The 24,439-nt window shown below is 32.2% G+C and carries 23 protein-coding genes; 1 reads left to right on the forward strand and 22 read right to left on the reverse strand.

Annotated features, from left to right (window positions below):
• Positions 1-5: 5 nt before the first annotated feature.
• The 3 genes from C8C83_RS08835 to rbfA form a co-directional block, all read right to left on the reverse strand.
• Entirely contained in the window at positions 6-1,433 is a 1,428-nt protein-coding gene (locus tag C8C83_RS08835; RefSeq protein ID WP_121327904.1) for an MATE family efflux transporter, read from the reverse strand.
• 171 nt (positions 1,434-1,604) lie between these two features.
• The gene (locus C8C83_RS08840) at positions 1,605-2,804 is read right to left on the reverse strand and encodes an FtsX-like permease family protein (protein ID WP_121327906.1); all 1,200 of its coding nucleotides are present in this window, start codon (positions 2,802-2,804) and stop codon (positions 1,605-1,607) included.
• Between the two features lies 1 nt (position 2,805).
• Positions 2,806-3,198, reverse strand: coding sequence for a 30S ribosome-binding factor RbfA (gene rbfA / locus C8C83_RS08845; protein ID WP_121327908.1), 393 nt, complete (start codon positions 3,196-3,198; stop codon positions 2,806-2,808).
• Positions 3,199-3,427: 229 nt separating this feature from the next.
• Here rbfA and C8C83_RS08850 point away from each other — a divergent pair, with 229 nt between their 5' ends.
• Positions 3,428-3,847: a CBS domain-containing protein gene (locus C8C83_RS08850; RefSeq protein WP_121327910.1), complete on the forward strand. Its 420-nt coding sequence runs from the start codon at positions 3,428-3,430 to the stop codon at positions 3,845-3,847.
• Positions 3,848-3,889: 42 nt separating this feature from the next.
• Here C8C83_RS08850 and C8C83_RS08855 read toward each other — a convergent pair whose 3' ends face one another.
• From C8C83_RS08855 to atpB, 19 genes are all read right to left on the reverse strand, one after another.
• Complete coding sequence (locus tag C8C83_RS08855) at positions 3,890-5,149, reverse strand: peptidoglycan DD-metalloendopeptidase family protein (RefSeq protein WP_121327912.1); 1,260 nt, start codon at positions 5,147-5,149, stop codon at positions 3,890-3,892.
• Between the two features lie 23 nt (positions 5,150-5,172).
• Positions 5,173-5,958, reverse strand: a complete 786-nt coding sequence (locus tag C8C83_RS08860) for a DUF4292 domain-containing protein (protein ID WP_121327914.1) — start codon at positions 5,956-5,958, stop codon at positions 5,173-5,175.
• A 16-nt stretch (positions 5,959-5,974) separates the two neighbouring features.
• On the reverse strand, positions 5,975-7,327 hold the full coding sequence (locus tag C8C83_RS08865; RefSeq protein WP_121327916.1) for a tetratricopeptide repeat protein: 1,353 nt from the start codon (positions 7,325-7,327) through the stop codon (positions 5,975-5,977).
• A gap of 49 nt (positions 7,328-7,376) precedes the next feature.
• A complete protein-coding gene (locus C8C83_RS08870; RefSeq protein ID WP_121327922.1) occupies positions 7,377-8,393 on the reverse strand; it encodes a sugar phosphate nucleotidyltransferase in 1,017 nt (338 codons plus the stop codon).
• 388 nt (positions 8,394-8,781) lie between these two features.
• Positions 8,782-9,216 (reverse strand): dUTP diphosphatase, encoded by a 435-nt coding sequence (gene dut, locus C8C83_RS08875; protein WP_121327924.1) that lies wholly within the window; start codon positions 9,214-9,216, stop codon positions 8,782-8,784.
• Positions 9,217-9,245: 29 nt separating this feature from the next.
• On the reverse strand, positions 9,246-10,706 hold the full coding sequence (locus C8C83_RS08880; RefSeq protein ID WP_121327926.1) for an oligosaccharide flippase family protein: 1,461 nt from the start codon (positions 10,704-10,706) through the stop codon (positions 9,246-9,248).
• Between the two features lie 96 nt (positions 10,707-10,802).
• Positions 10,803-11,249, reverse strand: a complete 447-nt coding sequence (locus C8C83_RS08885) for a GNAT family N-acetyltransferase (protein ID WP_121327928.1) — start codon at positions 11,247-11,249, stop codon at positions 10,803-10,805.
• Positions 11,250-11,740: 491 nt separating this feature from the next.
• Complete coding sequence (locus tag C8C83_RS08890; protein WP_121327930.1) at positions 11,741-13,273, reverse strand: AAA family ATPase; 1,533 nt, start codon at positions 13,271-13,273, stop codon at positions 11,741-11,743.
• A gap of 8 nt (positions 13,274-13,281) precedes the next feature.
• Positions 13,282-14,112 carry an ATP-binding cassette domain-containing protein gene (locus C8C83_RS08895; RefSeq protein ID WP_121327932.1) on the reverse strand — a complete coding sequence of 277 codons (831 nt, stop codon included), beginning with the start codon at positions 14,110-14,112 and terminating at the stop codon, positions 13,282-13,284.
• A 2-nt stretch (positions 14,113-14,114) separates the two neighbouring features.
• Positions 14,115-14,885 (reverse strand): hypothetical protein, encoded by a 771-nt coding sequence (locus C8C83_RS08900; RefSeq protein WP_121327934.1) that lies wholly within the window; start codon positions 14,883-14,885, stop codon positions 14,115-14,117.
• A 46-nt stretch (positions 14,886-14,931) separates the two neighbouring features.
• Positions 14,932-16,746: an OmpA family protein gene (locus C8C83_RS08905; protein ID WP_121327936.1), complete on the reverse strand. Its 1,815-nt coding sequence runs from the start codon at positions 16,744-16,746 to the stop codon at positions 14,932-14,934.
• Between the two features lie 28 nt (positions 16,747-16,774).
• On the reverse strand, positions 16,775-17,896 hold the full coding sequence (locus C8C83_RS08910) for a hypothetical protein (protein WP_099710161.1): 1,122 nt from the start codon (positions 17,894-17,896) through the stop codon (positions 16,775-16,777).
• Positions 17,896-18,573 carry a hypothetical protein gene (locus tag C8C83_RS08915; protein WP_121327938.1) on the reverse strand — a complete coding sequence of 226 codons (678 nt, stop codon included), beginning with the start codon at positions 18,571-18,573 and terminating at the stop codon, positions 17,896-17,898. Before C8C83_RS08915 ends, C8C83_RS08910 begins: the two co-directional genes overlap by 1 nt.
• 394 nt (positions 18,574-18,967) lie before the next feature.
• On the reverse strand, positions 18,968-19,828 hold the full coding sequence (atpG, locus tag C8C83_RS08920) for an ATP synthase F1 subunit gamma (RefSeq protein WP_099717835.1): 861 nt from the start codon (positions 19,826-19,828) through the stop codon (positions 18,968-18,970).
• 92 nt (positions 19,829-19,920) lie between these two features.
• Positions 19,921-21,498 (reverse strand): F0F1 ATP synthase subunit alpha, encoded by a 1,578-nt coding sequence (gene atpA, locus C8C83_RS08925; RefSeq protein WP_099710159.1) that lies wholly within the window; start codon positions 21,496-21,498, stop codon positions 19,921-19,923.
• Between the two features lie 39 nt (positions 21,499-21,537).
• Positions 21,538-22,068: an ATP synthase F1 subunit delta gene (gene atpH, locus C8C83_RS08930; protein ID WP_121327940.1), complete on the reverse strand. Its 531-nt coding sequence runs from the start codon at positions 22,066-22,068 to the stop codon at positions 21,538-21,540.
• 4 nt (positions 22,069-22,072) lie between these two features.
• Positions 22,073-22,564 carry a F0F1 ATP synthase subunit B gene (locus C8C83_RS08935; RefSeq protein WP_099710157.1) on the reverse strand — a complete coding sequence of 164 codons (492 nt, stop codon included), beginning with the start codon at positions 22,562-22,564 and terminating at the stop codon, positions 22,073-22,075.
• Positions 22,565-22,647: 83 nt separating this feature from the next.
• Complete coding sequence (atpE, locus tag C8C83_RS08940; protein ID WP_031453874.1) at positions 22,648-22,848, reverse strand: ATP synthase F0 subunit C; 201 nt, start codon at positions 22,846-22,848, stop codon at positions 22,648-22,650.
• A 40-nt stretch (positions 22,849-22,888) separates the two neighbouring features.
• Positions 22,889-24,061 carry a F0F1 ATP synthase subunit A gene (gene atpB / locus C8C83_RS08945; RefSeq protein WP_099712750.1) on the reverse strand — a complete coding sequence of 391 codons (1,173 nt, stop codon included), beginning with the start codon at positions 24,059-24,061 and terminating at the stop codon, positions 22,889-22,891.
• Positions 24,062-24,439: the final 378 nt, after the last annotated feature.

Here is a 24,439-nt window from a genome sequence, read left to right on the forward strand (position 1 = left end):
AAACGCTACACTTGAATACGTTTCCATTTCCCTCTTTTATAAAAGAAAATACCCGCAAGAGTTATAGCCGTTTCCGCAACCGGAATTGCGATGAAAACACCTGTTGGTCCCATATTAAAATGTTTTGCTAATACATATGCTAATGGAATTTGAAACAACCAAAATCCGAAGAAATTAATTCCCGTTGGTGTCCAAGTATCTCCTGCTCCATTGAATGTATTAATCAAAACCATTCCGATTCCGTAGAATATAAATCCAATGCTCATAATTTGTAAAGCTTCGACTGCGATGGTTTTCACCATATCGTCGTTTGTGAAAAATGAAATAATATATTGACCAAAACACAATGTAATTACCATGATAGTTGCCATAAAAATGACATTGTATTTAGCCGTTGTATAAACTGATTTTTCGGCACGATCAACTTGTTTCGCGCCTAAATTTTGTCCCACTAAAGTCGCTGCTGCATTACTTAATCCCCAAGCCGGAAGTATAAAAAACATCATAATTCTAAGCGCCGTCTGATAACCTGCCGAACCATGATCTCCGCCTGTTGTGGCAACTAATTGTGCCAGAAAAATCCAACTGCAAGAAGCAATTACAAATTGTAAAATTCCCGGAGCTGCAATTTTTACCAATGCTTTTATTTGTTTAAAATCCGGAATAAAATAAGAGATCTTAATTTTTAAAACTCTGTTTCCTGAAAACAAATTATACACTTGATACAATACTCCAAGACTTCTTCCTAAAGTAGTCGCCAAAGCCGCACCAATTAACCCGAAAGCCGGAATTGGACCAAAACCGTTAATCAATATTGGACATAAAATAATATTGCAAATATTAGCCAACCAAAGACTTTTCATCGCAATTGCAGCATTTCCTGCGCCACGAAAAATTCCGTTAATTAAAAATAAAAGCATAATACACAAACTTGAACCAATCATAATTTGTGTAAATCTGTATCCGTGTTCAGCAGCATCTGCAGACGCTCCCATAAATAGTAAAATATCTTTGGCGTATATAACGCCAAAAACGCTCATTATACTGTTTATTACAAAAGCAACAATAATAGCCTGCATTCCTGCTTTTGAAGCAGCGACAGGATCTTTTTCTCCAATTCGTCTGGCTACAACTGCAGTCGCTGCCATACTCATCCCGATTGCCAATGAATATATAATTGCAAGTACAGATTCGGTTAATCCAACAGTTTGTATTGCAAAACTACTATGCTCAAGATGCCCTACGAAATATAAATCGACTAAGGCAAAAACCGATTCCATCATCATTTCTAAAACCATTGGAATGGCTAATAGAATAACTGCTTTTTTGATGCTCCCGACTGTATAATCAAAAGATTCATCTCCTTTGATTGCTTGTTTTAATGTGGTGAAAATTTTAGAAAATAAACTTTTCTTTATGGTAGTTTCTGTCATGATATGTTAGGATAAATGATAATATTCGTCCAGATGTAGTAATCTGAACTCAAGAAAATAAACGTAAGTATCCTAATTATTTGAAAAAATAAGATAGGATTAGGCAGAAACAATCATATGCTGTAGATTTTTAAGACGATAAATATAGGTAATATTTTTTGAGTAGAAATGCTAATCTAACAGCTTTTTACTTACTCGGCTACTGGCAATTAATGATGCAACAAAACCAAGTGAAACAATAGTTCCCATAACAATGAGAACATTTTCGAGCGTAAAAACTACAGGATAAGCCAAAGTTGGCGTAAGCATAATCATCTCATATTTCTGTTGCAGCACTACTAGAATGATTCCCAGAAGAAGTCCTATTATTCCACCAAAAACACTTAGTAAAGTTCCTTGAAGTAAAAATATTTTTCTCAAATGATTGATTTCTGTGCCGAGATTAAAAAGGGTTTTTAGGTTTCCTTTCTTCTCTAAAATCATCATTATTAAAGCACCAATCAGGTTAAAAAGTGCCACGATAATTACCAAAGTAAAAATAAGATAAACGGCAATATTTTCGGTATTGAGCATTTTATACAAAGACTCATTAAGTTGCGCTCTGTTCTTAATGGTGATTTTATTTTGAAATATTGCTTTTAGTTTTGCATCAAGTGCTGCTTCATTTGCGTTATCTTTCAAATTAAATTCTATTCCGGAAATCTGATTGGGTTTGTACATCAATAATTCCTGTGCTAAACCTAAATCGGCAAAAACATATTTTGAATCTAAATCTTCGCTGATAGAATAAATTCCAACAGGTAAAACATCTGTTTTATTGAATGCTTCTTCGGGATTTTCAATATTTCCTTTTCCCGGTTTAGGAGCGAATATTTGCAGCGGATTTTCGAAATCTAGAATTCCTAAAGAAAAATCACGTGAAATTCCATATCCAATAACAACCTGATATGTATCCGGTTTTAACCATTGTCCGTTAAAAAGCTTTTTTCTGATATCGTTGACTACAGGATAATTGCGATCAACACCTTTTAAGTAGGTTACTTTTTGCTTGTCTTTGAATAAAAACAAAACTCGTTCTTCGATGATTTTAGTGTATGATACAACACCATCAATTTTTTTGATCTGACTTTCCTGATCTGGTGTAATCAAAAAAGATTTACCTAAAGTACTGGTAATTTTTAGATCCGGATCGATTTCATTGGTGAACGAAAGACTAAAAACCTTTAGTCCGCTAAAAACAGATAAAACCACAAACAAAGCCATTGTGCCAACAATAATTCCCATGCTGGCAATGCGATTAATAATATTTATAGCATTGTTTTTACTTCTGCTAAAAATGTAACGTTTGGCTATGTAAAGGGGGAAATTCAATTTATGATTTTCTTCTTTTTTCTAAAAGATCACGATTTTCGATTGGGTTTTCTCTGTTTGATAAAGCGTTGTCGATTTTTTCGATGTAATCTAAAGAGTCATCAATAAAAAATACCAAGTTTGGTACACGACGCAATTGCAAACGCACGCGTTGAGACAAATCGTGTTTAATTAAAGTTGAATTTGATTTTATACCTTCTAAAGTTTCTTTTGCTTTATCTTGAGGAAAAATGCTTAAATACACTGTTGCCACAGATAAATCTGTAGTTACGCTAACTTTGGATACTGAAATTACCAAATTACTAATTCCGTTTTTTCGCACTTCACCTTGCAAAATATCAACCAAATCTTTTTGGATGACACCGCCTATTTTTTTCTGTCTATTTGTTTCCATAATGCAAAAATACTATTTTTAAATTTCAATCAATACAATTTCAAATGAACAATAGGATCATTTTTGCATTCTAACCAACTTTTGTTCCTTTTTGAGTACTTTTTCTACTAAAATCACATCAAATGAGGTTTTTGGTTTAGTGTTTTTTCTCGATGAAGCCAATGATAAAGATCATGCTTTTCATCAGATTTATTCTACATATTTGATAGAAATATAACAACACATTATTATGAAAAAGAGAGAACCAATTAGTCACATTATGACCAAAACTGTCATTACTGCAAATGAAAATGATGATCTTAGAAAAGTGGTTGAAAAATTAAAACAAAATGCAATTCGCCACATTCCCATCGTTAAAGGCAAAGAAGTTGTTGGCATTATAAGCCGAACAGACATAAACAGATTGACTTTCGGAGCTTTATTTGAAGGACAAGAAGGGGCTGATGAAGCTATACTGGATATGTTAACGATTTCTCAGGTTATGACTTCAAAACCTAAAACAGTTTCATCGGATACTATTATAAGAGATTTAGCTGAAATTTTTGTAAAAGAAGAATTTCATGCTTTGCCTGTTGTAGATAATGGCGAATTAAAAGGAATCGTTACAACTACTGATGTTGTTAAATATTTTTTAGAACAATATGACTAAATAAATTTCAACAAAAAAGGGAGCTTAATAAGCTCCCTTTTTTTATCTGTTTTGAATCCATCCTCTAGGATCTGCATATGTTGAGTTTTGCGAAATACAAAACTTCATCGTTGTTTTTCCTGTTTCCGGACTTGTTCTAATTTTACCAATATTTTGTTTAATAGTAACTTTATCTCCTTTGTCTACACTTACAGAACTTAAATTCTGGTACACAGAAAAATAATCTCCATGCTGAATAATTACCATTTTATTAATTGGCGATAAAACAATTACACTGGTTACTTCACCTGCAAAAACTGCTCTCGCACTTGATCCTGATTCTGTTGTAATTTCAACTCCATTATTATGAATTGTCACTGTATTGTATAAGGGATGCGGCTGATCTCCAAATCCTTGAGAAATAAATCCTTTTTCAACCGGCCAAGGCAATCTTCCTCTATTGGCTTTAAAGTCGGCAGCAAGAATTTTATTCTCTGGTGTTAATTCAATTTTTGATGATGAAACCGGAGCTTTTGCCGCTACCGTCGTACTTGTATTATTTTCTTTTGCTCTTTCTAAAGCTGCTTTTCTGTTGGCTTCAGCAATTGCCTCACGAATTAAACGATCAATTTGTCTGTCAATTCTTTTTGATTCGCTTTGTTTCGCTCTAATGTCTGCAAGGATTTTACCTTTATCTTTCTTAATCGAATTAACTAACTTTTGTTGTTCTTTCTTTTCAACTTCTAAGCTTTGTTTCTCCTTTTCATTTTCTGCAATAATCTTCTTCTTAACCTGTCTTTGCCCATTTAATCTCGCATTATAATCAACTAATTGATTTGTTTTAGATTGAATTTCTAATCCTTGATTTTTTCTGAAATTAGTATATTGCTTTAGATATTGTGCTCTTTTATAGGCTTGTAAAAAACTTTCTGAAGATAAAATAAACATCGCTCTACTTTGCTCAGATCTACTTTTATATGATTTTAAAATCATCTTAGAGTAATCTTCTTTCAAAACCGTCAGTTCCTTTTTTAGTTTATTAACCTTAACTTGATTAATATACATATCATTGCTCAAAAGTTTTTCTTGTTTTGCTGTAGTATTGATCAGTTTTTCTTTCAGTTTAATTTTATTCGCCTGAATCATAAATACATTTACCGCTGACTTTTCTTGTTTCTTTACAGACTGCAACATCTTTTCATTATCTCTAATTTCCTGCTGGATCTGAGCTTTACGCTGCTCCAGTTTTTCTTGTTGCGAATCTTGCGCCCACATAAAACTTGTGGCACAAATAAAAATTAGGCTTAGGAGAAATTTTGGCATGTTTCTATTTTCTTTTTGCAAATTTACTTAATTATAACTTTCTTATAACCTCCAGGCACGCTATAAGGGAAAGAAAGTTCTTCATTAAACGAAATATTGTTATAATTTAAATTAATATTGGTTCTTCCTTTTGGCTGAATAGCATTAATTCCGATACTTGTTGGAAGTGTTCCCTGATTAAAAGTTTTACTGTCAGAATAATTAATTTGCAACATTCTGTTTTCTGAAGGTTGTGAAATTTCTTCTTTTTGCAACAAATATTTTTCGGAATCAATATAAAATGATTTTTTCAATTTGGCATCTTTTTCATCATCTAAACGAAAAAGGTTTTCTACAATTGTTTGTGTATATTTTCCTTTTTTTAAATCGTCTAAAGCTTCTCCAACCAATAAATTCTGAACTTTAGAATAATTCAATTCTGTCCCTAACCATTCGCTCAGACTTGTAAAATCACCTTCGTAATAAGTACTGTTTATTTTTTCATAATAACTTACGGTAGTTGGTGTAATCAATGCTTTTGCCATTGTAATTCCCAAAAAACGAACGCTTATTAAAATCTGTTTATCTTTCTCAATTTTGATTTCGGCCGAAACATTTTGACTTTGTTTTTCGTCAACATATTTTGCACTCGCTTTTATGTATAAAGTCGAAAAATCTAACTTATTGTTATAATGTTTTTCTACTACTTTTTTATCTTCCTTTACCGGTGCAACTTCGGTGTTACCAGTATTATTTTGAACTGCTGGCATTTTTGATTTACAAGAAATCACAAAAACCGACATTATTAATATTGCAATATATTTTTTCATTTAAAATCCTCCCTTTTTACTTTTTTTGTTTCAATAATTCATTTGCCTTCAAAAAGTATTCCTCTTTTTTCTTAGCGTCTCCTAAACCATTATAAGCTTCTCCAAGCTGAATATTAAAATTTGCTTCAAGCGTTTTGTCGTCTACAACATAATCAAGCCCCATTTCCAGAACGGTTTTTGCGTTCTTAAATTGTTGTAACTTATTGTTTCCTAAACCTGCGTAATAATAAAATTGCGATTGACTCGGATAAACTTCAATCATAGTCATGGCTCGCTTAGTCATTGGTTCAAATTGTTTTGCCTGAACATACGCTTCAAGCAAAAGCAAATTGGTTTCGCGATCTGTATCTGAATTTGCTTTTAAATCTTTTTCATAATATTTAATTGCATTTTCAAATTGGCCTTTACTATGATAAAACTTTCCAATTTCTTTTGCAACATCAACATTTGGATCATTATCAAAATAAGATATTGCTTTTTCTAAATCCGGAGTATACTGCGGATTTTTATTCACATAAATTAAAAATTCATTTAAGGTACGATGCTTTATTTTTGAATCAATTTTTGAACTTGACAAAATCGTATTCATCGACTTAATTGCTTTGTCTGCCTGATTTGAATCCAAATATCCTTTGAACAAACTTACTTGTCCCCATTCAGAATTTGGAATTTCTTTTGCCAATTGCTTCGCAACTTCTACAGCTTTATCGGTTTCTTCTGCTTTTGAATATAGAAAAATTAAATTCACATAATTCGATTCTTCTTTTGGATTCTTTTTTATCTGATCAATCAGATTCGTGATTTCAGCATTTTGATATTTACCCTGAGATAAAATTTGTTGCTTGTATCGATCGCGATCTTCTGATTTTCCAAATTTATCATTCATTTCATTGATCGCCAAAAGCGCTTTGTCAAATTGATTCGTGATCACGTACAACGAAATCAAATCGTCTTTATACTCTTCATCAAAAACCATTATTTTCTGAATCGTTTCAATTGCCAAAGGATAGTTTTTAGTTTCATAACTTACGTCATAAATCCCTAACCAATACCATTTATTCTTTGGGTCTAATTGAGTCGCTTTTTCAAAAGCGGTCTGAGCGCTTCCATATTGTTTCAAAGACAAATAATTTTTGCCTAATTCAAAATAAGCTACAGCATCATTAGGTTTCAATTTAATACATTTCTCTAATGATATGATGGCTTTATCATAATTTTCAATTCCTTTTTGTTTTAATGATTCATAAAAAGAGTCTTGATATTCATCTGTTGCCATAGCAATATCTTCCGGTTCGGTTTGAGCCATAACTGAAGTTGGATTGCTAAGCAAAACGAAAAATAAAACTGCTAAAACTCCTTTTTGTATCATTTCTAATATTTATTATTTAAACAAAAACGAATCTATTTAAAACTATAATTTATTCTAAAACCGAATAATCACCAATACTAATGCTAGTAAATTTACCATCATAAACAACGTGATTTCCTATCATTGCATTGTCCAGATTTGCATTTTTTATTTGAGAAAAAGTCTGAACTAAACTGTTTTTAATAACACTGTCTGTAACATGGCAACCTTTTCCAATAGAAACATTTGGACCAACGGTTGTGTTTTTCAACACTACATTTTCTCCAATATAACATGGCGGAATTATTGTTGAGTTTTCCAATTTTACATCATAATCTACTAAATGCTCTCCATCATTATGCAAGAATCCTAACATTCTTGAATTGGTTTCAACGGTAACATCTTTGTTTCCGCAATCCATCCATTCGTCAACGCTTCCAGTTTTAAAAACTTTACCGTTTGCCATCATCGCTTTGATTCCGTCGTTGATTTGATATTCTCCGCCATTTTGGATATTATTATCCAAAACACCTTGAAGTTCTTTTTTCAAATCTCCAACTTCTTTAAAATAATAGATTCCGATAACTGCTAAATCACTAACAAATTCTTTTGGTTTTTCAACCAATTCTATAATTTCGTTATTCGCATTTAATTTAACTACTCCAAAAGCTTCCGGCTGTTCTACTTGTTTTACCCAAATTACAGCATCAGCTTCAGGATCTAATTCAAAATCTGCTCTGATTAAAGTATCGGCATAAGCAATTACTGCCGGTCCTGATAAAGATTCTTTGGCACACATAATTGCGTGACCTGTTCCTAGTGGTAAATCCTGACGATAAATAGAAGCTTTTGCGCCTAAACTTCCTGCCAGTTCCTCTAAACTTTCTACAAGATCATCTCCAAAAAAAGCCGGATCTCCCAAAATAAAAGCAACTTCTTCGATAGGTTCTTTCAATATTTTGGCAATATCCTCAACCAAACGATGAACGATTGATTTTCCTGCAACAGGAATTAATGGTTTAGGAACTGTTAAAGTATGTGGCCTTAGTCTTGATCCTCGACCAGCCATTGGAACGATTATTTTCATTTTTGTATTTATTTTTTATGGGAAGATCTTCTAAAATCTTCTTAGTTTGGTTCTTGTTTTTAACCTCGAAGGTTATTTATTTTCTGTTGTGGTGAAATTTTAACCACAAAGTCCGCAATCCCGATAGTTATCGGGATTCGCAAAGATTGTTACGTTTTTCATTTCATTTTTTAAGATCGCAAAGTACAGAAACTGATTACTGTCACTGCGACTGAAAACTATTTGACCGCAAAGTTCGCGAAGTTTTTTCGCAAAGATTGCTACGTTTTATTCATTTCATTTTTTAAAATCGCAAAGTACAGAAACTGATTACTGTGAGTGCGACTGAAAACTATTTAATCGCAAAGTAAAGAGACTGATTACTGTGACTAAAAACTGCGACTGAAAACTATTTCACTCCCGTACTTCCAAATCCGCCTTCGCCTCTTGAAGTTTCTGTAAGTTCTTCAACTTCGATCCACTCTGCTCTTTCGTGTTTGGCAATAATTAATTGTGCAATTCTTTCTCCGTTTTCAATTACAAATTCTTCATTTGATAAATTTACCAAAATTACACCTATTTCTCCTCTATAATCTGCATCGACAGTTCCTGGTGAATTTAAAACGGTTACTCCTTTTTTTGCCGCTAATCCGCTTCTTGGTCGAACTTGTGCTTCATAACCAATTGGCAACTCAATAAAAAGTCCGGTTTTTACAATTGTTCTTTCTAATGGTTTTAACGTAATAACTTCTGTTAAATTGGCACGAAGATCCATTCCTGCCGAAGCAATTGTTTCGTAGTTTGGTAATGCGTGCTGTGATTTATTGATAATTTGTATTTTCATTTTTATTTTTAAAAGATTAAAAAGTATTATTACTTTTTATTCATAATTCCTTTAATTGTTTCTTTTTCATTATGATAAACAAAATAAATGAAGGCTAAAAATAACGGAATTCCAACAAAATAATTTTCTCTAAATCCATAAAAAGAAATAGCCGAAAACACGATTGAAATTCCTAAATAAGCTCCAATTTTATTCATATCATAAGGTATTGGATAATATTTGTTTCCTAAAATATAAGAAATCAACATCATACTTCCGTAAGCAGAAATAGTTGCAATTGCCGAACCGTAATAACTGTATTTTGGAATTAAATAATAATTTAAAACCAATGTTACAATAGCGCCCACAATCGAAATATATGCTCCAATTTTTGTTTTATCGGTTAGTTTATACCAAACGGATAAATTATTATAAATTCCTAAAAAGAAGTTTGCCAAAATAATTAAAGGAACCACTTTCATCGCTTCCCAATAGGATTTATTGTCAAGCAAAAGATATTTTAAAACGTCTGCAAAAACAATAACTCCCAATAAAATTAAGGATCCAAGAATAACAAAGTATTTTGTAATTACGGCATAAGTTTGTGGTGCATTTTCGTTTTTAGCATGACTGAAAAAGAAAGGTTCTATTCCTAATCTAAAAGCGGTTGCAAACAAAACCATAAACAATCCTAATTTGTAACAAGCAGAATAGGCTCCAACTTCAGATTTTGCTAAATTCTCCGGAAGTAAATATCCTAAAAGAATTTTGTCAAAATGTTCGTTAACGGCAAATGCAAGTCCGGCAACCAGAATTGGCAAACCATATTTCATCATTTTCTTCCAAAGAACTGGGTCAAATTTTCTTCCCAATGAAAGATAATTCGGCGAAAGCACAATAAATGTGGCTAAACTCGCCAAAAGATTTGCGATGAAAATATACGCGATTTGAAAATTCTCAACATATAAATTATCCCAAACTGAGTTAGGATTTGAAGCCGCAAGTTTAGGTAAATACATTAGGAAGAAAATATTCAATAGCAAATTGATTATTACATTCCCAATTTTAATCGCTGCATAAACCATTGGTCTTTGGTTCGCTCTTAATTTAGAAAATGGTATTAAAACCAAAGCATCCAATACTAAGATCCAAACCGTATAGGTAACATATTGTACATCGACTTCGGCAAGATTTGCTAGTGTATTTCTAAAAATTAAAGCTACAAATAAGAAAATTATCGACGACCAAAAGATGGATATTGTAGAAGTTGCGATTACATTTTTCTTATCTTCTTCGTTGCTGTAAAATCTAAAAAAAGCGGTTTCCATTCCATAAGAAAGTACCACATTAAAGAAAACCATCCAGGACAAAACGATCGAAACCTCTCCGTATTCTGCCGTTGGTAAAATACCTGTGTACAATCTAACTAATAGAAAACTTAGCATTCGTGGTAAAACCGTAGCTAATCCGTAAATAGCAGTTTGCTTGAATAGATTTTTATATAATCCCAAAATATATGTGTGTAAAAAAATTTATAAAACAAAAATAACCAATTCTTTGGTTTTATATTGATTTTATAGGTTCAATAAAAAAACTTGTCGTTAAAATTAGTGAGTCATTTTATTTTCATCTAATATTTTAACAAAATGAAAACCTTTTGGTGCGTATCCTTGGTTATAATAAAAACGATGTGCAGCAAAATTTCCGGTAAAAGCATCCAAAACAATACTACTGCAATCTGAATCTATAGCTTTTTGTTCAATATAATCTGTTAGTAATTTTCCTATTCCTTTTGATCGAACTTCAGGGTTTACAACAAAATTATCGATTTCAAGATATTTTCCCGTCCATAGTTTTGTTGCTGACCAACAACCGGTAATACCCAAACAAACTCCATTTTCAAAAACGCCAATCTGAATATAATTATGCGGAATCATATCTGAAAGGTAAGCTTTATATTTTTCGACGGATATATTTGGATAAAGAAATCGCATTGTATCAATTTGAGCCAACATTTCTTCGACTGTTGTAAGTTCTTGTATTTGCAGTTCCATTGTAATAAAAAAATAAGATTTCAAAAATACTCATTTTTTTTATTGTGCTGTTATATAAGTAGAAACATCTTGATGTGAAAAAGCTATAACAAACAGCTAAAATTATATAAATTTTCAGGAGTACTTCTATCCTAACTTTGTATCAAAGGGAATGAGCAAAGCTAAAATACAACCCTTCAAAAAAAGCAAAGCATTGGGACTAATAAAGCTTGTTTGTTCCCACAAAAGACAAAGCAAAGGGAGTGATTCTGCTGAAATGTAACCCTCAAAAAAACAGAGCATTGGGATTAATAAAGCTAGTTTGTTCCCATGAAAGACAAAGCACTGCAGAGTGATATATCTGTGTCTAATTTTATAAAATGGTACTGATTCTCGGTTTTTGAGTAAGGCGGGAATCACCATTTTATAAGTTCTTAAATTATCAAAGAAAATTCTACCACTCTATATATTAAAAAAGAGCCGACAATTTGGGGATGTCGGCTCTTTTTGTTTTAATTCTCTTTGCTTTTCATTTCAAGATTAACATTTTGTTCCGTTTTTTTTGGTTCTGGAATATCTTCTTCTGTAAATGTTTTTAAGACTTTATTGGTGAGTTTTTTAATTTTTACAATTCGATTCGCCTGATTCTGAACACATTTTTCAAATAAGTTTCTAACGACTCTGGCATTTCCAAAACTTTCATTTTTACTTTCGTAAAGCAAATCAAATGTATCTGTCAATTTTTCTTTGGCTTCATCAGAAATAATAAAATCTGATTTCGAGCAAAATGATTCAAAAATTTGAAATAATTCTGAAGGCGTAAAATGATCAAAATGAAAGTATCTGTTGAAACGTGATCGCAATCCCGGATTTGATTCTATAAAAATCTTCATCGGTTCTGTATATCCTGCAACCACAACTGCCAAATCTTCCCGATGATCTTCCATTCTTTTCAAAAGCGTATTTACAGCTTCTGCTCCATAATCGTTTCCAAATGCATTTTGAGTTAATGCATAGGCTTCATCAATAAATAATACTCCGCCAAGACTTGATTCTACAGCACTATTTACTTTTGTTGCTGTTTGACCAACATAACCTGCAACTAATCCTTCTCTGTCTGTTTCAAACATTTGACCTTTGGATAAAAAACCCAAATGTTTAAAAATTCTGCTTAAAAGTCTTGCTACAGAAGTTTTTCCTGTTCCCGGAGGCCCAAGAAAAACAGTATGTAAAGTAATTTCAACATTTTTTAATCCTTGCTTTGAACGCTTTTTTTGGATTTCTAAAAGATTGATTAATTCAGAAACGTCTCTTTTTACTTCTGCTAAACCAACTAATTCGTTTAACTCTTTCAGGACTTTTTCCAGCGTATCTTCTTCCAGAAGATTGTTTGTTTCTTTTTTATCTGATTTCGATGTTTTCGCATTTAAACCCAGATAATTACTGAAAGCTGCTGTATTTTCAAATTTCTTACCAAATGTAAAATAAAGGAAATTTTGATATTCAATTAGAATTTCTTCCAGACCTCTATGTTTCTTTTCTACTATTATTTCTGGCAATACATAATAGTTTTGCTGAAAATTTGAAGTTATTATCTTGTTCTCTTTTTTAATTTTTACCAGAAGACTTTTAAAATTCTCTGTAAAAACCAACTGATTTAATTCGTTTACAGAATTTTCGTTTGCAAAATGTTTGTTTCGCAAAGCATCGTAATAATAAGCCAGAACGAATTCTTGCTTTTCATTTTTCGTTCCAGGTTCTCTTTCATAAAGATCAATAATATCCGAAAGAAAAAAATGTTCTGCTTTAAACAATAATCCTTTAGAAAAAACAGGGTTTACGGTTTCATTTAGCTTCTGAATAAAATCTGCATCTTGATTTAGTACATTACATATTTCAAGAATCTGCTTTGTTTCTTTTTGCAGCTCTATAATAAATGAAGCCGTAAAAACGGCTTCATTAATAGATACATTTGTTTCTAAATATTTTTTTAGAGACAAAAATGATTCTTCAATAATCGATATTGGATTGTTCTTTTTTGACATATTCTAATTTAAGAAATCATCATTTGGTGAATAATTTCTTTTGATAATTTTAAGTGATCGTCACAATATTCTTTCCACGAAAGTCCCATGTCTCTTAGATCGTATTTTGCGACAATGGTTCCGTAGTTTTCTTTTTTTCCATTTATGGTTGGATGTCCAATAACATAAATAGTTTGTGCTAATTCAATTGCCAACTCAATATCATGCGTTGAAAAAATAACGGTATTAAACTCAGATGATTTACCTAATAACTCAAATGATTTTTTTACTTCTTCAATATTTCCAACATCTAATCCTGAAAATGGTTCATCTAAAACAATAAACTGATCAGATGAAAACAATTGTTCTATAATCGCTGTTCTTTGTCTTTGTCCTCCGGAAAGTTCGTTAGGATATTTGTCTTTACAATTTTCTAATCCCCATTCTTTTAGATATAACTTTATTTTTTCGTCTTTTTCAACCTCCGAAAGCTTTGTTTTTCTTAGCGAAAATTTCAAAGCCTGAGTAACTGTTTTATGTCTGAACAGAGTATATTTTTGATCTACAAAACCAATGTCTCCTTCACATACAGCTTTAGCCGCATTTGGTTCTTTGTTTTCGAAATCTCTAATTAAAATTTTTCCGGAATTCGTTGGAATCAGTCCTGTCAATGCTTTAAAGAATGTTGATTTTCCTCTTCCTGATCTTCCAACAAAAGCTATAACCTGACCTGTACAATCAATGCCTTCTCTGATTACATCTTTTTCAACAAGACTTATATCTTTTATAATAATAGTATCATCATAACCAACGCTAAGATTTTCTACATACAAAAGTGTCTCTTTATATTCGTGTGTCATAATTATATTTTTGAATATCTAAATACTGCTTTTCTTAAGAAATTTATTCCTGCATCTAAGCCAAGACCTATTAATAAAATGATTATTTGAAGTGCTATGATTCTTCCAGTATTCATAAATTTATCAGAGTTTTTGATTAAAAACCCTAATCCTCCAGAAGCCACAACAATCGATTCAACCGTAACAAGCATCATCCAGGTAATGGCAAGATTTTGTCTGATTACATCAATTACATAATCTATTCTTCCTAAAATAATAACTTGTACAAGAACTTCCCAACGGTTGCATTTTAGCATTTTTGCATGATCAAATTCTTCTTGCGGAATATCTTTAATAACGGCAATTAATGACGTTGTTAGAAAAGTAGTCAGGAAAATTACCAGAATCCAAACCTGCATCATTCGTGCTTCATGAATTACCATTGTAATATAAAATGAAAGTCCCGTAAAAGGCAAAAATCTAAATTTTGTGATAAATTCAGAAACTGATTTTAATAATGGAATTGGCCATGCATAAGCAAATAACAAGGAAATAATTGTCGCTAAAAAAATCGAAATAAAACACAATTTCAACGAATTGAAAATATGTACCACCAAACCTTCTCTATACAGATCTGAAAAACCTGTTAAAACCTGAGATGGCGAAGGAAATAAATGCTTTTCACCAGATGTTGCTGCAAACCAAATAATAATCAAAAGAACTAACCAACCTATTAAGATATAGGTTCTGTTTAATTTTGATATTTTTTCAAAGGGCGTTAAAATTTTTATCATGCTATTTGTAAAAAAGGCTATCTATTAAGATAGCCTTTAATTTTTTTTATTTTAATAAAGTAATAACCACACGTCTGTTTAGTGCTTTTCCGGAAGCAGTATTATTATCTGCTATCGGATTGCTTTGACCTTTTCCGTCTACTAATTGGAAACGATTTGCAGGAATACCTTTTTGTTTTAAGTAATCTACAACTGCTTGCGCTCTGCTTTTTGATAAAGCTAAATTAGAATCAGCATTTCCAACATTGTCAGTATGTCCAACAACCGTTAATTTTGTGTTTTCAGCTTGTACTAAAAGGTTGTAAATTTTCTCTACTTCTTTACTTGATGAACTTGAAATATCAGCACTTCCTGTATTAAAGTTAATTTTCCATTCTCCAGAAGCTACAACTTCTTTTGCCTCACTACTATAATCTGCCTTGTCTGCAGAAGTAGATTCGATGTCATTAATATTTTTCAAGAAGAATAAATTTACTGCCTGATCGTAAGGAACAACTGCTCCCACATTTTCGTTAAATCCAAATGGATTCAATTCTGTCAAATATCCTGCAACTTGATTGTAAACTGATTTGTATCTGTTCACACCATCAGATAAACCATAATATTGCATTGCATCAGCATAGTTAAATACTTTTGAACCTCCCATATTATAAGTTAATCCACCTTTTGTTCCTTGTTGTCCTTTGAACATTTTGTACCAATATTCAGGAGTTTCAAGTTTATAAGTTGCAGCAACTGCTTCTGAAGCTCTTACTTTCCAATCTTCGTAATTTTTCATTTGGTTTGAAGCCGTCAATGCCGATTTCAAAATATTAGAAACGATATCAGGATTTTTTACAGCCCATTCTTTCACACCAATAATAGTAGTTGGCATTTGATTGTTGAATTCTTTTGTCGAAACGATATCAACAAAACCTGTCAATTTATCAAATACAGTTTTATCACCAGGAGTCCAAGTAGCACAACCATCGATTTTTCTGTTTACAGATTTTCCAGTTAATTTTCCGTCAACTACTTCTTTCAAAGTAACAGTCCATCCTGTTGTTTGAGATTTGATCAATTCTTCTGCCGATTTAATATAATCATCATTTTCTGATGGATAAATATTTACTGCTTCTGCATCATATGTTGTTGGATCCGGGTTTACTTTTAATCCGTTTGCAAAACAATAGTTTACAGTAGTAACCCAGTCACCATCTCCAAGAACTGCAGATATAACAGAACCTTTCATAGATTTTGGATCTGATTTCCAGCTTGGTGGTCCAATCAATTTATCTTCACCATAACTCATACCAACTGCACCCATTACTTGTACATGGTATTTATCTTTTCCGTATTTTTCGTCTAATGATTTTTGAACAGAACTAATGTAAAATGGCGCACCATCACCCATTATGATAACGGCAAAAACACTTTTTTCTGAAGATGGAAAAGCTTCTCCTTTATCAAATTCCTCGATAAATTTCATTTGCATGTTACGCAATTCCGAAAGCCAGTCTTGACGAATAATCTCAAGATTAACTCCGTTTTTTTCCATCAATGATCCTTTTGTTGTTTTTGGACCACCATTAGAAACAATAATTCCAGACTGAGCGTTCCAAGCATAAGCACCTATTCTTACTAAAGGTTTGTCTGCAACTTCTGAAGACAACTCAGTAGATGGAAGCGCAATTTTTGCAGCATTCGTAACATTATTAACATCTGTCTGATTCAGTTCAATTCCATTTAATTGTTTTGAAACTGCAGTTTTAATCCCTGGAGAGAGATAATAAACTCCTCCTAGAATTGCACCAATTCCAGCAATAACGATAAGTAATTCAGAAAAGGTTGTTAATTTTTCTGTTCTTAAAATTTTTCCCATTTTTATCTAAAAATTAAATTTAATTGTATTAAAAAATATCCCCAAAACCACCGCTGGATAATTTATCTTCTTTGGTCATTTTATAATTTGGACTTGTATATTTCGTTGAATCCGGAATTGTATTATCACCTGTTTTAATTTCATCTGCCAATGAATCTAATCTTGAATAAAGCTCATCATTATCAACAGAATATTTAGAAGTTAAGGCATCAATGTCGATTAAGTTTTCTGAAGTTCTCGCAATATCCAGAGCAATAGTAGACGTTACCACTTCAAGAGCATATTCTAATTCCCAGTCTTTTGTAAACATCATCGCGCTTTTTGCACTTTCTGTTGCTTCTTTAGCATTTCTGGCAAATTCATATTCTTTTTGAAGCATCTTAACTGTAACATCAAAATCAGCAATTTTAATATCAATCGCTGTTCCTGCTAAAGTCAATTTACGATCCATTTTTCCTAAAACATTTGCACGAACGCCATATTTCTGGATAAAACTTTTGCTTTGTTCATATTGAGTAGAAACCCTTTGAGAATCACTTAACTTTCTGGCTAATTCACTTTGCAGAGCTACATATTCATCAGTATCTTTTGCGGCAACACCATTTTGTTTCACCATTTCGTCCATCGCAGATTTCAATTTTTCTGATTGACGTTGTAAACTTAAAACGTCTTCCTGAAATCCTTTTGCTTCTTTTTCAGATTTACTGGCTTCAATTTCCATTTCATTTTTAAGACCTTTTAGCTTTGCTTTCGTATTCTTAAAAACTTCACGGTTTTTAACCATTTTTTGTTTTTGCTCTTCCAATTCATTAAAAGGATTACTTTGAATTAATGCTTTATGAATGTTTTTTGTTGCAAAACGAAGCGCTTTCATTATTACAGGTGCCATCATAACTAAGAAAACCAAAAATACTCCTGTTGCAGATAAAGCAATTGCCTGACCAAGCATTGTAAATAATGGCGGGATAATATAAGTCCAGACCAAATATCCTCCAACTCCTAATAAACCTAATGCCAAAGCCAAAAACAATGACTTTTCTCCTTTTTTAAGTGCACCTGATTTCAAAGCGATTTCTCCCTTAGACTCGTCAAAATGTTTAAGTATTGGCAGCGTCAAAAGAGTGCTTCTTTCTTGTTCGAATTTATCCATTATTGTAAATATTGATTTATTCCTGTAATTACAGTATTGATTGAGGTTAATATTTTTTGTTTTGCCAAATCGTTAGCTTCCATTTTCAATTGAATTTCTGAAAGCTGTTCCATATTAACAGGATCAATTTTTTGAAGTTCTATTTTCTTAGATTCCAATTCTTTTTGAAGTTCAAGAATCTTGGCTTCTAATTCAGAAATGCTTTTAGATAAATTATATTTTTCTTTTGTAATTGTATTATCTAATTCGGCTTTTTTATTTTTACCAACAGTATCATATTTAGTATGTACTTTTTCAATTTCTGTAACATAAAAACTACCTTTTTGCAAAAGAAAATCTTTAGTCAAATCAGATTTAATTGATTTTCCCATTGCAAAAGCCATCTGATAACTTTGCGGATTTGTCACTCCAACAGCCATAACTGACTTATAAAGTTCAAAAAAATCAAACCCTGGTTCATTTAATGACTCAAAACCTTTATCGTAAACTTCAAAAATTTCGTTTAAAAAAGGGTTCGTCAATGAATTCGTTGGAAATGATTCTGTAGCTTGATTCGGAAATTTATTGTCTGTGGTTGGTAAAATAGGAGCTGACGGTTGAGCTGCAGCTTTGCCCTCTGAATTATCAGTCTCATCATTTATGAAAAGACTCTTCCAATTAAAACTTTCTTTTGTCATCGTTTGTAGGTGATCTATTTTTTAATAACTTTTTGGTTGTTAAATGTTATACGCAGAAAGTGTTAAAAAGTTACTAATTTAGAAAGTATAAATATATACTTTTTTCAAAATATAATGTAACTATTTTATTATCAGACCTATTTATATTAATTTATGCCTGAAAAAATTCCTACTTTTTTCTGTTCCTTTTTAGAAAAACAAATTTAAAATAGCGTCCAAAAATACTTAATAAAAAATCAATATTAGTATAAACAATAGTTAAAAGTAAGAATTAACCTAAACGCATTTTTCGAGAAAATCAAACAAAATCATCACTGTTTTTCATTCAAAAATTAACACAAAAAAAGAGCTAACAAATAAATGTTAGCTCTTTTAAATTTTAAAAAAAATTATCTTATCCGTTCAAAGCTTCTGCTCCACCAACGATCTCAAGGATTTCGTTTGTAATAGCTGCCTGACGTGCTTTATTGTAAGTCAATTTCAATTGGTTTCTTAATTCAGTTGCGTTGTCAGTTGCTTTATGCATTGCTGTCATACGCGCTCCGTGTTCTGAAGCAAATGAATCACGAATACCTTTGTATAATTGAGTTTTCAATGATTTTGGAATCAATGTCAACACAATTTCTTCTTTTGAAGGTTCGAAAATATAATCCCCACCAGAAACTGGTACATCAGATTTAATTGGTGCTAACGGTAAAAATTGCTCTGTTTGAACGATTTGTGTCGCAGCATTTTTAAACTGATTGTAGATTAATTCGATTCTGTCGTATTCTCCTGATAAAAATTTCTCAGTCAAATTATCAGCAATTCCAGCAACATTATCAAAAGTCAAATGATCGAAAATTGCATTATGGTGACCGTGTGCTTTAAAAGATTTGCTTAGTACATCATTTCCTTTTTTACCAATAGGAAAAACATCTACTTGTTTTCCAGCATAAAAAGCAGCACGATTTTTAACTTCTTTAATAATATTTGCATTAAATGCTCCACATAAACCTCTGTTTGAAGTTATAGCAACAAGCAATACTTTTTTTACTTCACGTTGTGTTGTATAATCACCTCCAACTTCACCATCAAGTGTAGCAGAAAGATTTTGCAACAATTCCGTTAATTTCTCGGCATAAGGGCGCATCGCAGTGATTGCATCTTGTGCTTTCTTAAGCTTTGCTGCAGAAACCATTTTCATTGCCGATGTAATTTGCATCGTCGATGAAACGGAAGTAATTCTATTACGGATTTCCTTTAAATTTGCCATTTGTCGATTAAAAAAATGTGACAATTTGAAAATTAGATAATTAGAAAGTCTCCTAAGATATTTTCTAATTATCTAATTTACGAATTATCTAATTAGATATATTTTGCTGAAATTTCTTTTGCTGCTTTTTCGATAACATCAGTAATGTTGTCATCTAACTTACCAGCTTTCAACGCGTTAAGCGTATCTTTATGTTTGCTGTTTAAGTAAGCTAAGAAATCAGCTTCAAATTCTTTTACTTTATTTACAGGAACACTTTTCAATAAGTTTTTAGAACCTGCATAAATAATAGCTACTTGATTTTCTACTGGATAAGGATCGTTCAAACCTTGTTTCAAGATTTCAACGTTTCTTTTTCCTTTTTCAATTACGTTTAAAGTAACTGAATCTAAGTCAGAACCAAATTTAGCGAAAGCTTCTAATTCACGGAATTGAGCTTGATCTAATTTTAAAGTTCCAGAAACTTTTTTCATAGATTTAATCTGAGCATTACCTCCAACACGAGATACTGAGATACCTACGTTAATCGCAGGACGAACTCCAGAGTTGAACAAATCTCCATCAAGGAAAATCTGACCGTCTGTAATCGAGATTACGTTTGTTGGGATATATGCAGAAACGTCACCAGCCTGAGTTTCGATAATTGGTAATGCAGTTAATGAACCGCCACCTTTTACGATAGACTTGATAGAATCTGGTAAATCGTTCATGTTTTTAGCAATTCCATTATCTGCAATTACTTTACAAGCACGCTCTAATAAACGAGAGTGTAAGTAGAAAACGTCGCCAGGATAAGCCTCACGTCCCGGTGGTCTTCTTAATAAAAGAGAAACCTCACGGTAAGCAACAGCTTGTTTAGATAAATCATCATACACGATAAGTGCTGGACGACCTGAATCTCTAAAATATTCTCCAATTGCAGCACCTGCGAAAGGAGCATAAACTTGCATTGGAGCTGGATCAGAAGCATTTGCTGCAACAATAACTGTATAAGCCATTGCACCTTTTTCTTCTAACATTTTAGCAATTCCTGCTACAGTTGAAGCTTTTTGCCCAATTGCAACATATATACAAAATACAGGTTTTCCTGCATCATAAAATTCTTTTTGATTTAAGATTGTATCGATACAAACAGTTGATTTACCTGTTTGACGGTCACCAATAACAAGCTCACGTTGTCCACGACCAACCGGGATCATAGCATCTACTGCTTTAATACCTGTTTGTAATGGCTCAGTAACTGGCTGACGGAAGATAACTCCAGGAGCTTTTCTCTCTAAAGGCATCTCGTATAAGTCTCCACCAATTGGTCCTTTTCCATCAATTGGAAAACCAAGAGTATTAACAACACGTCCTACCATTTGCTCACCTACTTTAAGAGAAGCAATACGTTGTGTTCTTTTTGCTGTTGATCCTTCTTTGATTCCTGTTGATGGTCCTAAAAGTACCACACCAACATTGTCTTCTTCAAGGTTCAATACAATAGCTTCAAGTCCGTTTTCAAATTCAACTAACTCACCGTATTGTACATTAGATAGCCCGTAAATACGAGCAATACCGTCTCCAACTTGAAGTACCGTTCCTACTTCCTCTAGCGTAGCACCAGATTCAAAACCTTCTACTTGCTTTCTTAATATTGCTGAAATTTCAGCAGGTTTGATTTCCGCCATCTTAAATTTATAATTTAGACACTTTTATGTGTAATAAAACTAATTACTTAACTCTCTTTTTAATACCTGCAATCTGTTTGCAACAGATGCATTGTATTGTTGATCACCTATTCTTAAAATAAATCCTCCAATAATTGACGGATCTACTATATTTTCTATTGTTATTTTTTTATCTGATAATGTTGCAATTTTAGCCAAAACTTTAGCTTCTAATGCAGCATCCATAGGAATAGCAGTTGTAACTTTCGCTACTTCAACACCATTACTTTCATCAAATAATTTATTGTATTCAAGAGCAATCGCCTCAAGAATTTCAAATCTTTTATTTTCGAATAATAAATGAAATAACCCTTTAGTTACACCATTTATATTTGCGAAAACTTCTAAAAGAGCACTTTCTTTAACTTCAACTTTAGTTGGGCTTTGGATAAAGGTACTCAATTCTAAATTGGAACCAATTGTTGAAGCAATTGATTTCATATCGTTACTAACAGCTTCGGCAACACCTTTAGAGTTTGCTAAGTCTAGAATTGCTTGTGCATAACGAATTGCTGCTCTTGTACTTGCCATAATCTTAGTTTAACTTTACGTCACCTAACATTTTCTCAACTAATTTAGTTTGAGATTCTTTGTTAGATAATTCATCCTTCAATAATTTTTCAGCAATACTTAATGATAAAGTTGAAACTTGAGATTTCAATTCAGCCATAGCTGCATTTTTTTCATTTTCTATTGCCAATTTAGCTTGCGCAATCAGTTTTTGACCTTGCTCTTGTGCTTCATTTTTAGAATCAGCTATCATTTGCTCTTTCATTTCACGAGCTTCTTTTAACATTGCATCACGTTCTGCACGAGCTTCTTTTAAGATACGCTCATTATCAGCAGTTAAATTTTGCATTTCTAAACGTGCAGCTTCTGCAGATGCTAAAGCATTGTTAATAGATTCCTCACGGCTTTTTACAGCTCCTAAAATAGGTTTCCAAGCAAATTTTGCCAAAAGAATGAAGAAAACAATAAAGATAATTGTTGTCCAAAAAATTAAACTTTCTGGTGAAGTTAATTGCATAACAGTATATATTTAAAAATTGTTTTGTAGTTTTTTAAAAAAACTTCCTGAAGCCAACCGCTACAGGAAGTTTTAAATGTAAATTATTTTGCGATTAACGCAACAACTACTGCGAAAAGTGCAACACCTTCAATAAGTGCAGCAGCAATAATCATAGCAGTCTGGATTTTTCCAGCAGCTTCTGGTTGACGAGCGATAGCGTCCATTGCAGAACCACCAATTTTTCCAATACCAAGACCTGCACCAATTACAGCTAATCCAGCTCCGATTCCAGCTAATACCATAATAATAAATTTATATAGTTAATAATTAATAAAACTCTAATTAATGATGATCGTGCTCTTCAACAGCCTGACCAATAAATAATGCTGAAAGCAAAGTAAATACATACGCTTGCAAAGCAGCAACCAACATTTCTAAAACACTCATGAACAATACAAATGCTCCGGCAACTGGACCTACAGCAATACTCTTGAAAATGAAGATTAAAGAAACTAAACTCAAAATGATAATGTGACCAGCCGTGATATTTGCAAATAAACGAATCATTAATGCAAATGGTTTAGTCAACATCCCGATGATTTCTACAGGAATCATAATTGGAGCCAACCACACAGGAACTCCCGGTGTATTGAAAATATGTCCCCAGTATGATTTGTTTCCGCTTAAAGTTGTAACGATGAAAGTAATAAAAGCCATTACAAATGTAAAGTAGATATTACCTGTTAAGTTAGAACTGAATGGGAAGAATGGAATTAAACCAATAAGGTTGTTAATCCAAATAAAGAAAAATATAGTTAAAAGGTATGGCATATATTTTCCAGCCTTTTTTGTACCAATATTAGGAACAGCAATTTCGTCTCTAACAAAAGTAACTAGTGGTTCTAAAAATCCAGCTAATCCTTTTGGCGCATTTGGGTTTTTCTTATATGATCTTGCTACAGCAAAAAACAAGAAAAACAAAATGATTGCAGACATCAACATTGAGAAAACATTTTTTGTAATAGAGAAATCCAAAGGTCTTGCATCAAAAGCAAAAGCTCCATTGTCTCTTTGGTCAGCTGTCATTTCTTCAAATTTATCAGCATAAAAAATTATTTCTTTATAACGAACTAATTTTTGACCATTAATATCAACTACATGTTCACCTGTATTATCGTGGTGAAATTTTGCTGATGAAAAAATTTCCAATCCGCTATTTGTCCATAAAATAACTGGAAGGCTAAAAGAGATAGGATGACCATCCCAATCAGCAATATGAAAATCGTGAGAATCTCCAATGTGAGAATTAATCAATTCACTTGCATTGAATTCTTTTTCTATTTCGTGACCAACAGATTCTCCATGACCACTTGTTGCATGACTTGCTTCTGTTGACTCAACAGTTTCATGTTTTACTGAAACAGTATCAACAGGGGTTGAGGCGAAATTAATCGACGAAGTAAGTGCTAATAAGCTAACTAATAAGTACTGGACTGGTTTATTTGAAATTATCATTATTAAATCTGTATCTAATTTTAGGTTCCAAAAATTTTTTGCAAAGGTACATTTAAAATTGAAAATTGAAAATTTATAGCTGTAATTTTTAATATTTAAGCTTTTTACAACCAATCTTACTGTCAATAAAGCAATTAACCTTTGTTTATTAAGCGAATTGTGAAATATGTTTCGAAAAGTAAAAATAAAAAGTAAGGGATAAAAAATGTACTTAAGTCTACTATTGGACTTTTAACATCTCCTTTTATCAAAGGAATTAAAAAAAGGATAGCCGCCATCATTCTAAAAAAACTGGCGCCAAGAAAAGCGAATCCAGTGTAATTTGCAAAATTTTTATTTACAAAAATCAAAAAAAGGTATACCAAAAAAGTAGCAACA

The organism is Flavobacterium sp. 90 (assembly GCF_004339525.1).
Taxonomy (GTDB): Bacteria; Bacteroidota; Bacteroidia; order Flavobacteriales; family Flavobacteriaceae; genus Flavobacterium.

Bases quoted from the DNA above. Each gene is read 5' to 3' on its own strand.
- C8C83_RS08900 (WP_121327934.1), bottom strand. From the start codon at position 14,885: ATGATAAAAATTTTAACGCCCTTTGAAAAAATATCAAAATTAAACAGA.
- C8C83_RS08855 (WP_121327912.1), bottom strand. From the start codon at position 5,149: ATGCCAAAATTTCTCCTAAGCCTAATTTTTATTTGTGCCACAAGTTTT.
- C8C83_RS08865 (WP_121327916.1), bottom strand. From the start codon at position 7,327: ATGATACAAAAAGGAGTTTTAGCAGTTTTATTTTTCGTTTTGCTTAGC.
- C8C83_RS08835 (WP_121327904.1), bottom strand. From the start codon at position 1,433: ATGACAGAAACTACCATAAAGAAAAGTTTATTTTCTAAAATTTTCACC.
- rbfA (WP_121327908.1), bottom strand. From the start codon at position 3,198: ATGGAAACAAATAGACAGAAAAAAATAGGCGGTGTCATCCAAAAAGAT.
- atpE (WP_031453874.1), bottom strand. From the start codon at position 22,848: ATGGTATTAGCTGGAATCGGAGCTGGATTAGCTGTAATTGGTGCAGGT.
- C8C83_RS08860 (WP_121327914.1), bottom strand. From the start codon at position 5,958: ATGAAAAAATATATTGCAATATTAATAATGTCGGTTTTTGTGATTTCT.
- C8C83_RS08905 (WP_121327936.1), bottom strand. From the start codon at position 16,746: ATGGGAAAAATTTTAAGAACAGAAAAATTAACAACCTTTTCTGAATTA.
- C8C83_RS08935 (WP_099710157.1), bottom strand. From the start codon at position 22,564: ATGCAATTAACTTCACCAGAAAGTTTAATTTTTTGGACAACAATTATC.
- C8C83_RS08915 (WP_121327938.1), bottom strand. From the start codon at position 18,573: ATGACAAAAGAAAGTTTTAATTGGAAGAGTCTTTTCATAAATGATGAG.
- atpG (WP_099717835.1), bottom strand. From the start codon at position 19,828: ATGGCAAATTTAAAGGAAATCCGTAATAGAATTACTTCCGTTTCATCG.
- atpA (WP_099710159.1), bottom strand. From the start codon at position 21,498: ATGGCGGAAATCAAACCTGCTGAAATTTCAGCAATATTAAGAAAGCAA.
- C8C83_RS08885 (WP_121327928.1), bottom strand. From the start codon at position 11,249: ATGGAACTGCAAATACAAGAACTTACAACAGTCGAAGAAATGTTGGCT.
- C8C83_RS08890 (WP_121327930.1), bottom strand. From the start codon at position 13,273: ATGTCAAAAAAGAACAATCCAATATCGATTATTGAAGAATCATTTTTG.
- dut (WP_121327924.1), bottom strand. From the start codon at position 9,216: ATGAAAATACAAATTATCAATAAATCACAGCACGCATTACCAAACTAC.
- atpH (WP_121327940.1), bottom strand. From the start codon at position 22,068: ATGGCAAGTACAAGAGCAGCAATTCGTTATGCACAAGCAATTCTAGAC.
- C8C83_RS08850 (WP_121327910.1), top strand. From the start codon at position 3,428: ATGAAAAAGAGAGAACCAATTAGTCACATTATGACCAAAACTGTCATT.
- C8C83_RS08910 (WP_099710161.1), bottom strand. From the start codon at position 17,896: ATGGATAAATTCGAACAAGAAAGAAGCACTCTTTTGACGCTGCCAATA.
- C8C83_RS08870 (WP_121327922.1), bottom strand. From the start codon at position 8,393: ATGAAAATAATCGTTCCAATGGCTGGTCGAGGATCAAGACTAAGGCCA.
- atpB (WP_099712750.1), bottom strand. From the start codon at position 24,061: ATGATAATTTCAAATAAACCAGTCCAGTACTTATTAGTTAGCTTATTA.
- C8C83_RS08895 (WP_121327932.1), bottom strand. From the start codon at position 14,112: ATGACACACGAATATAAAGAGACACTTTTGTATGTAGAAAATCTTAGC.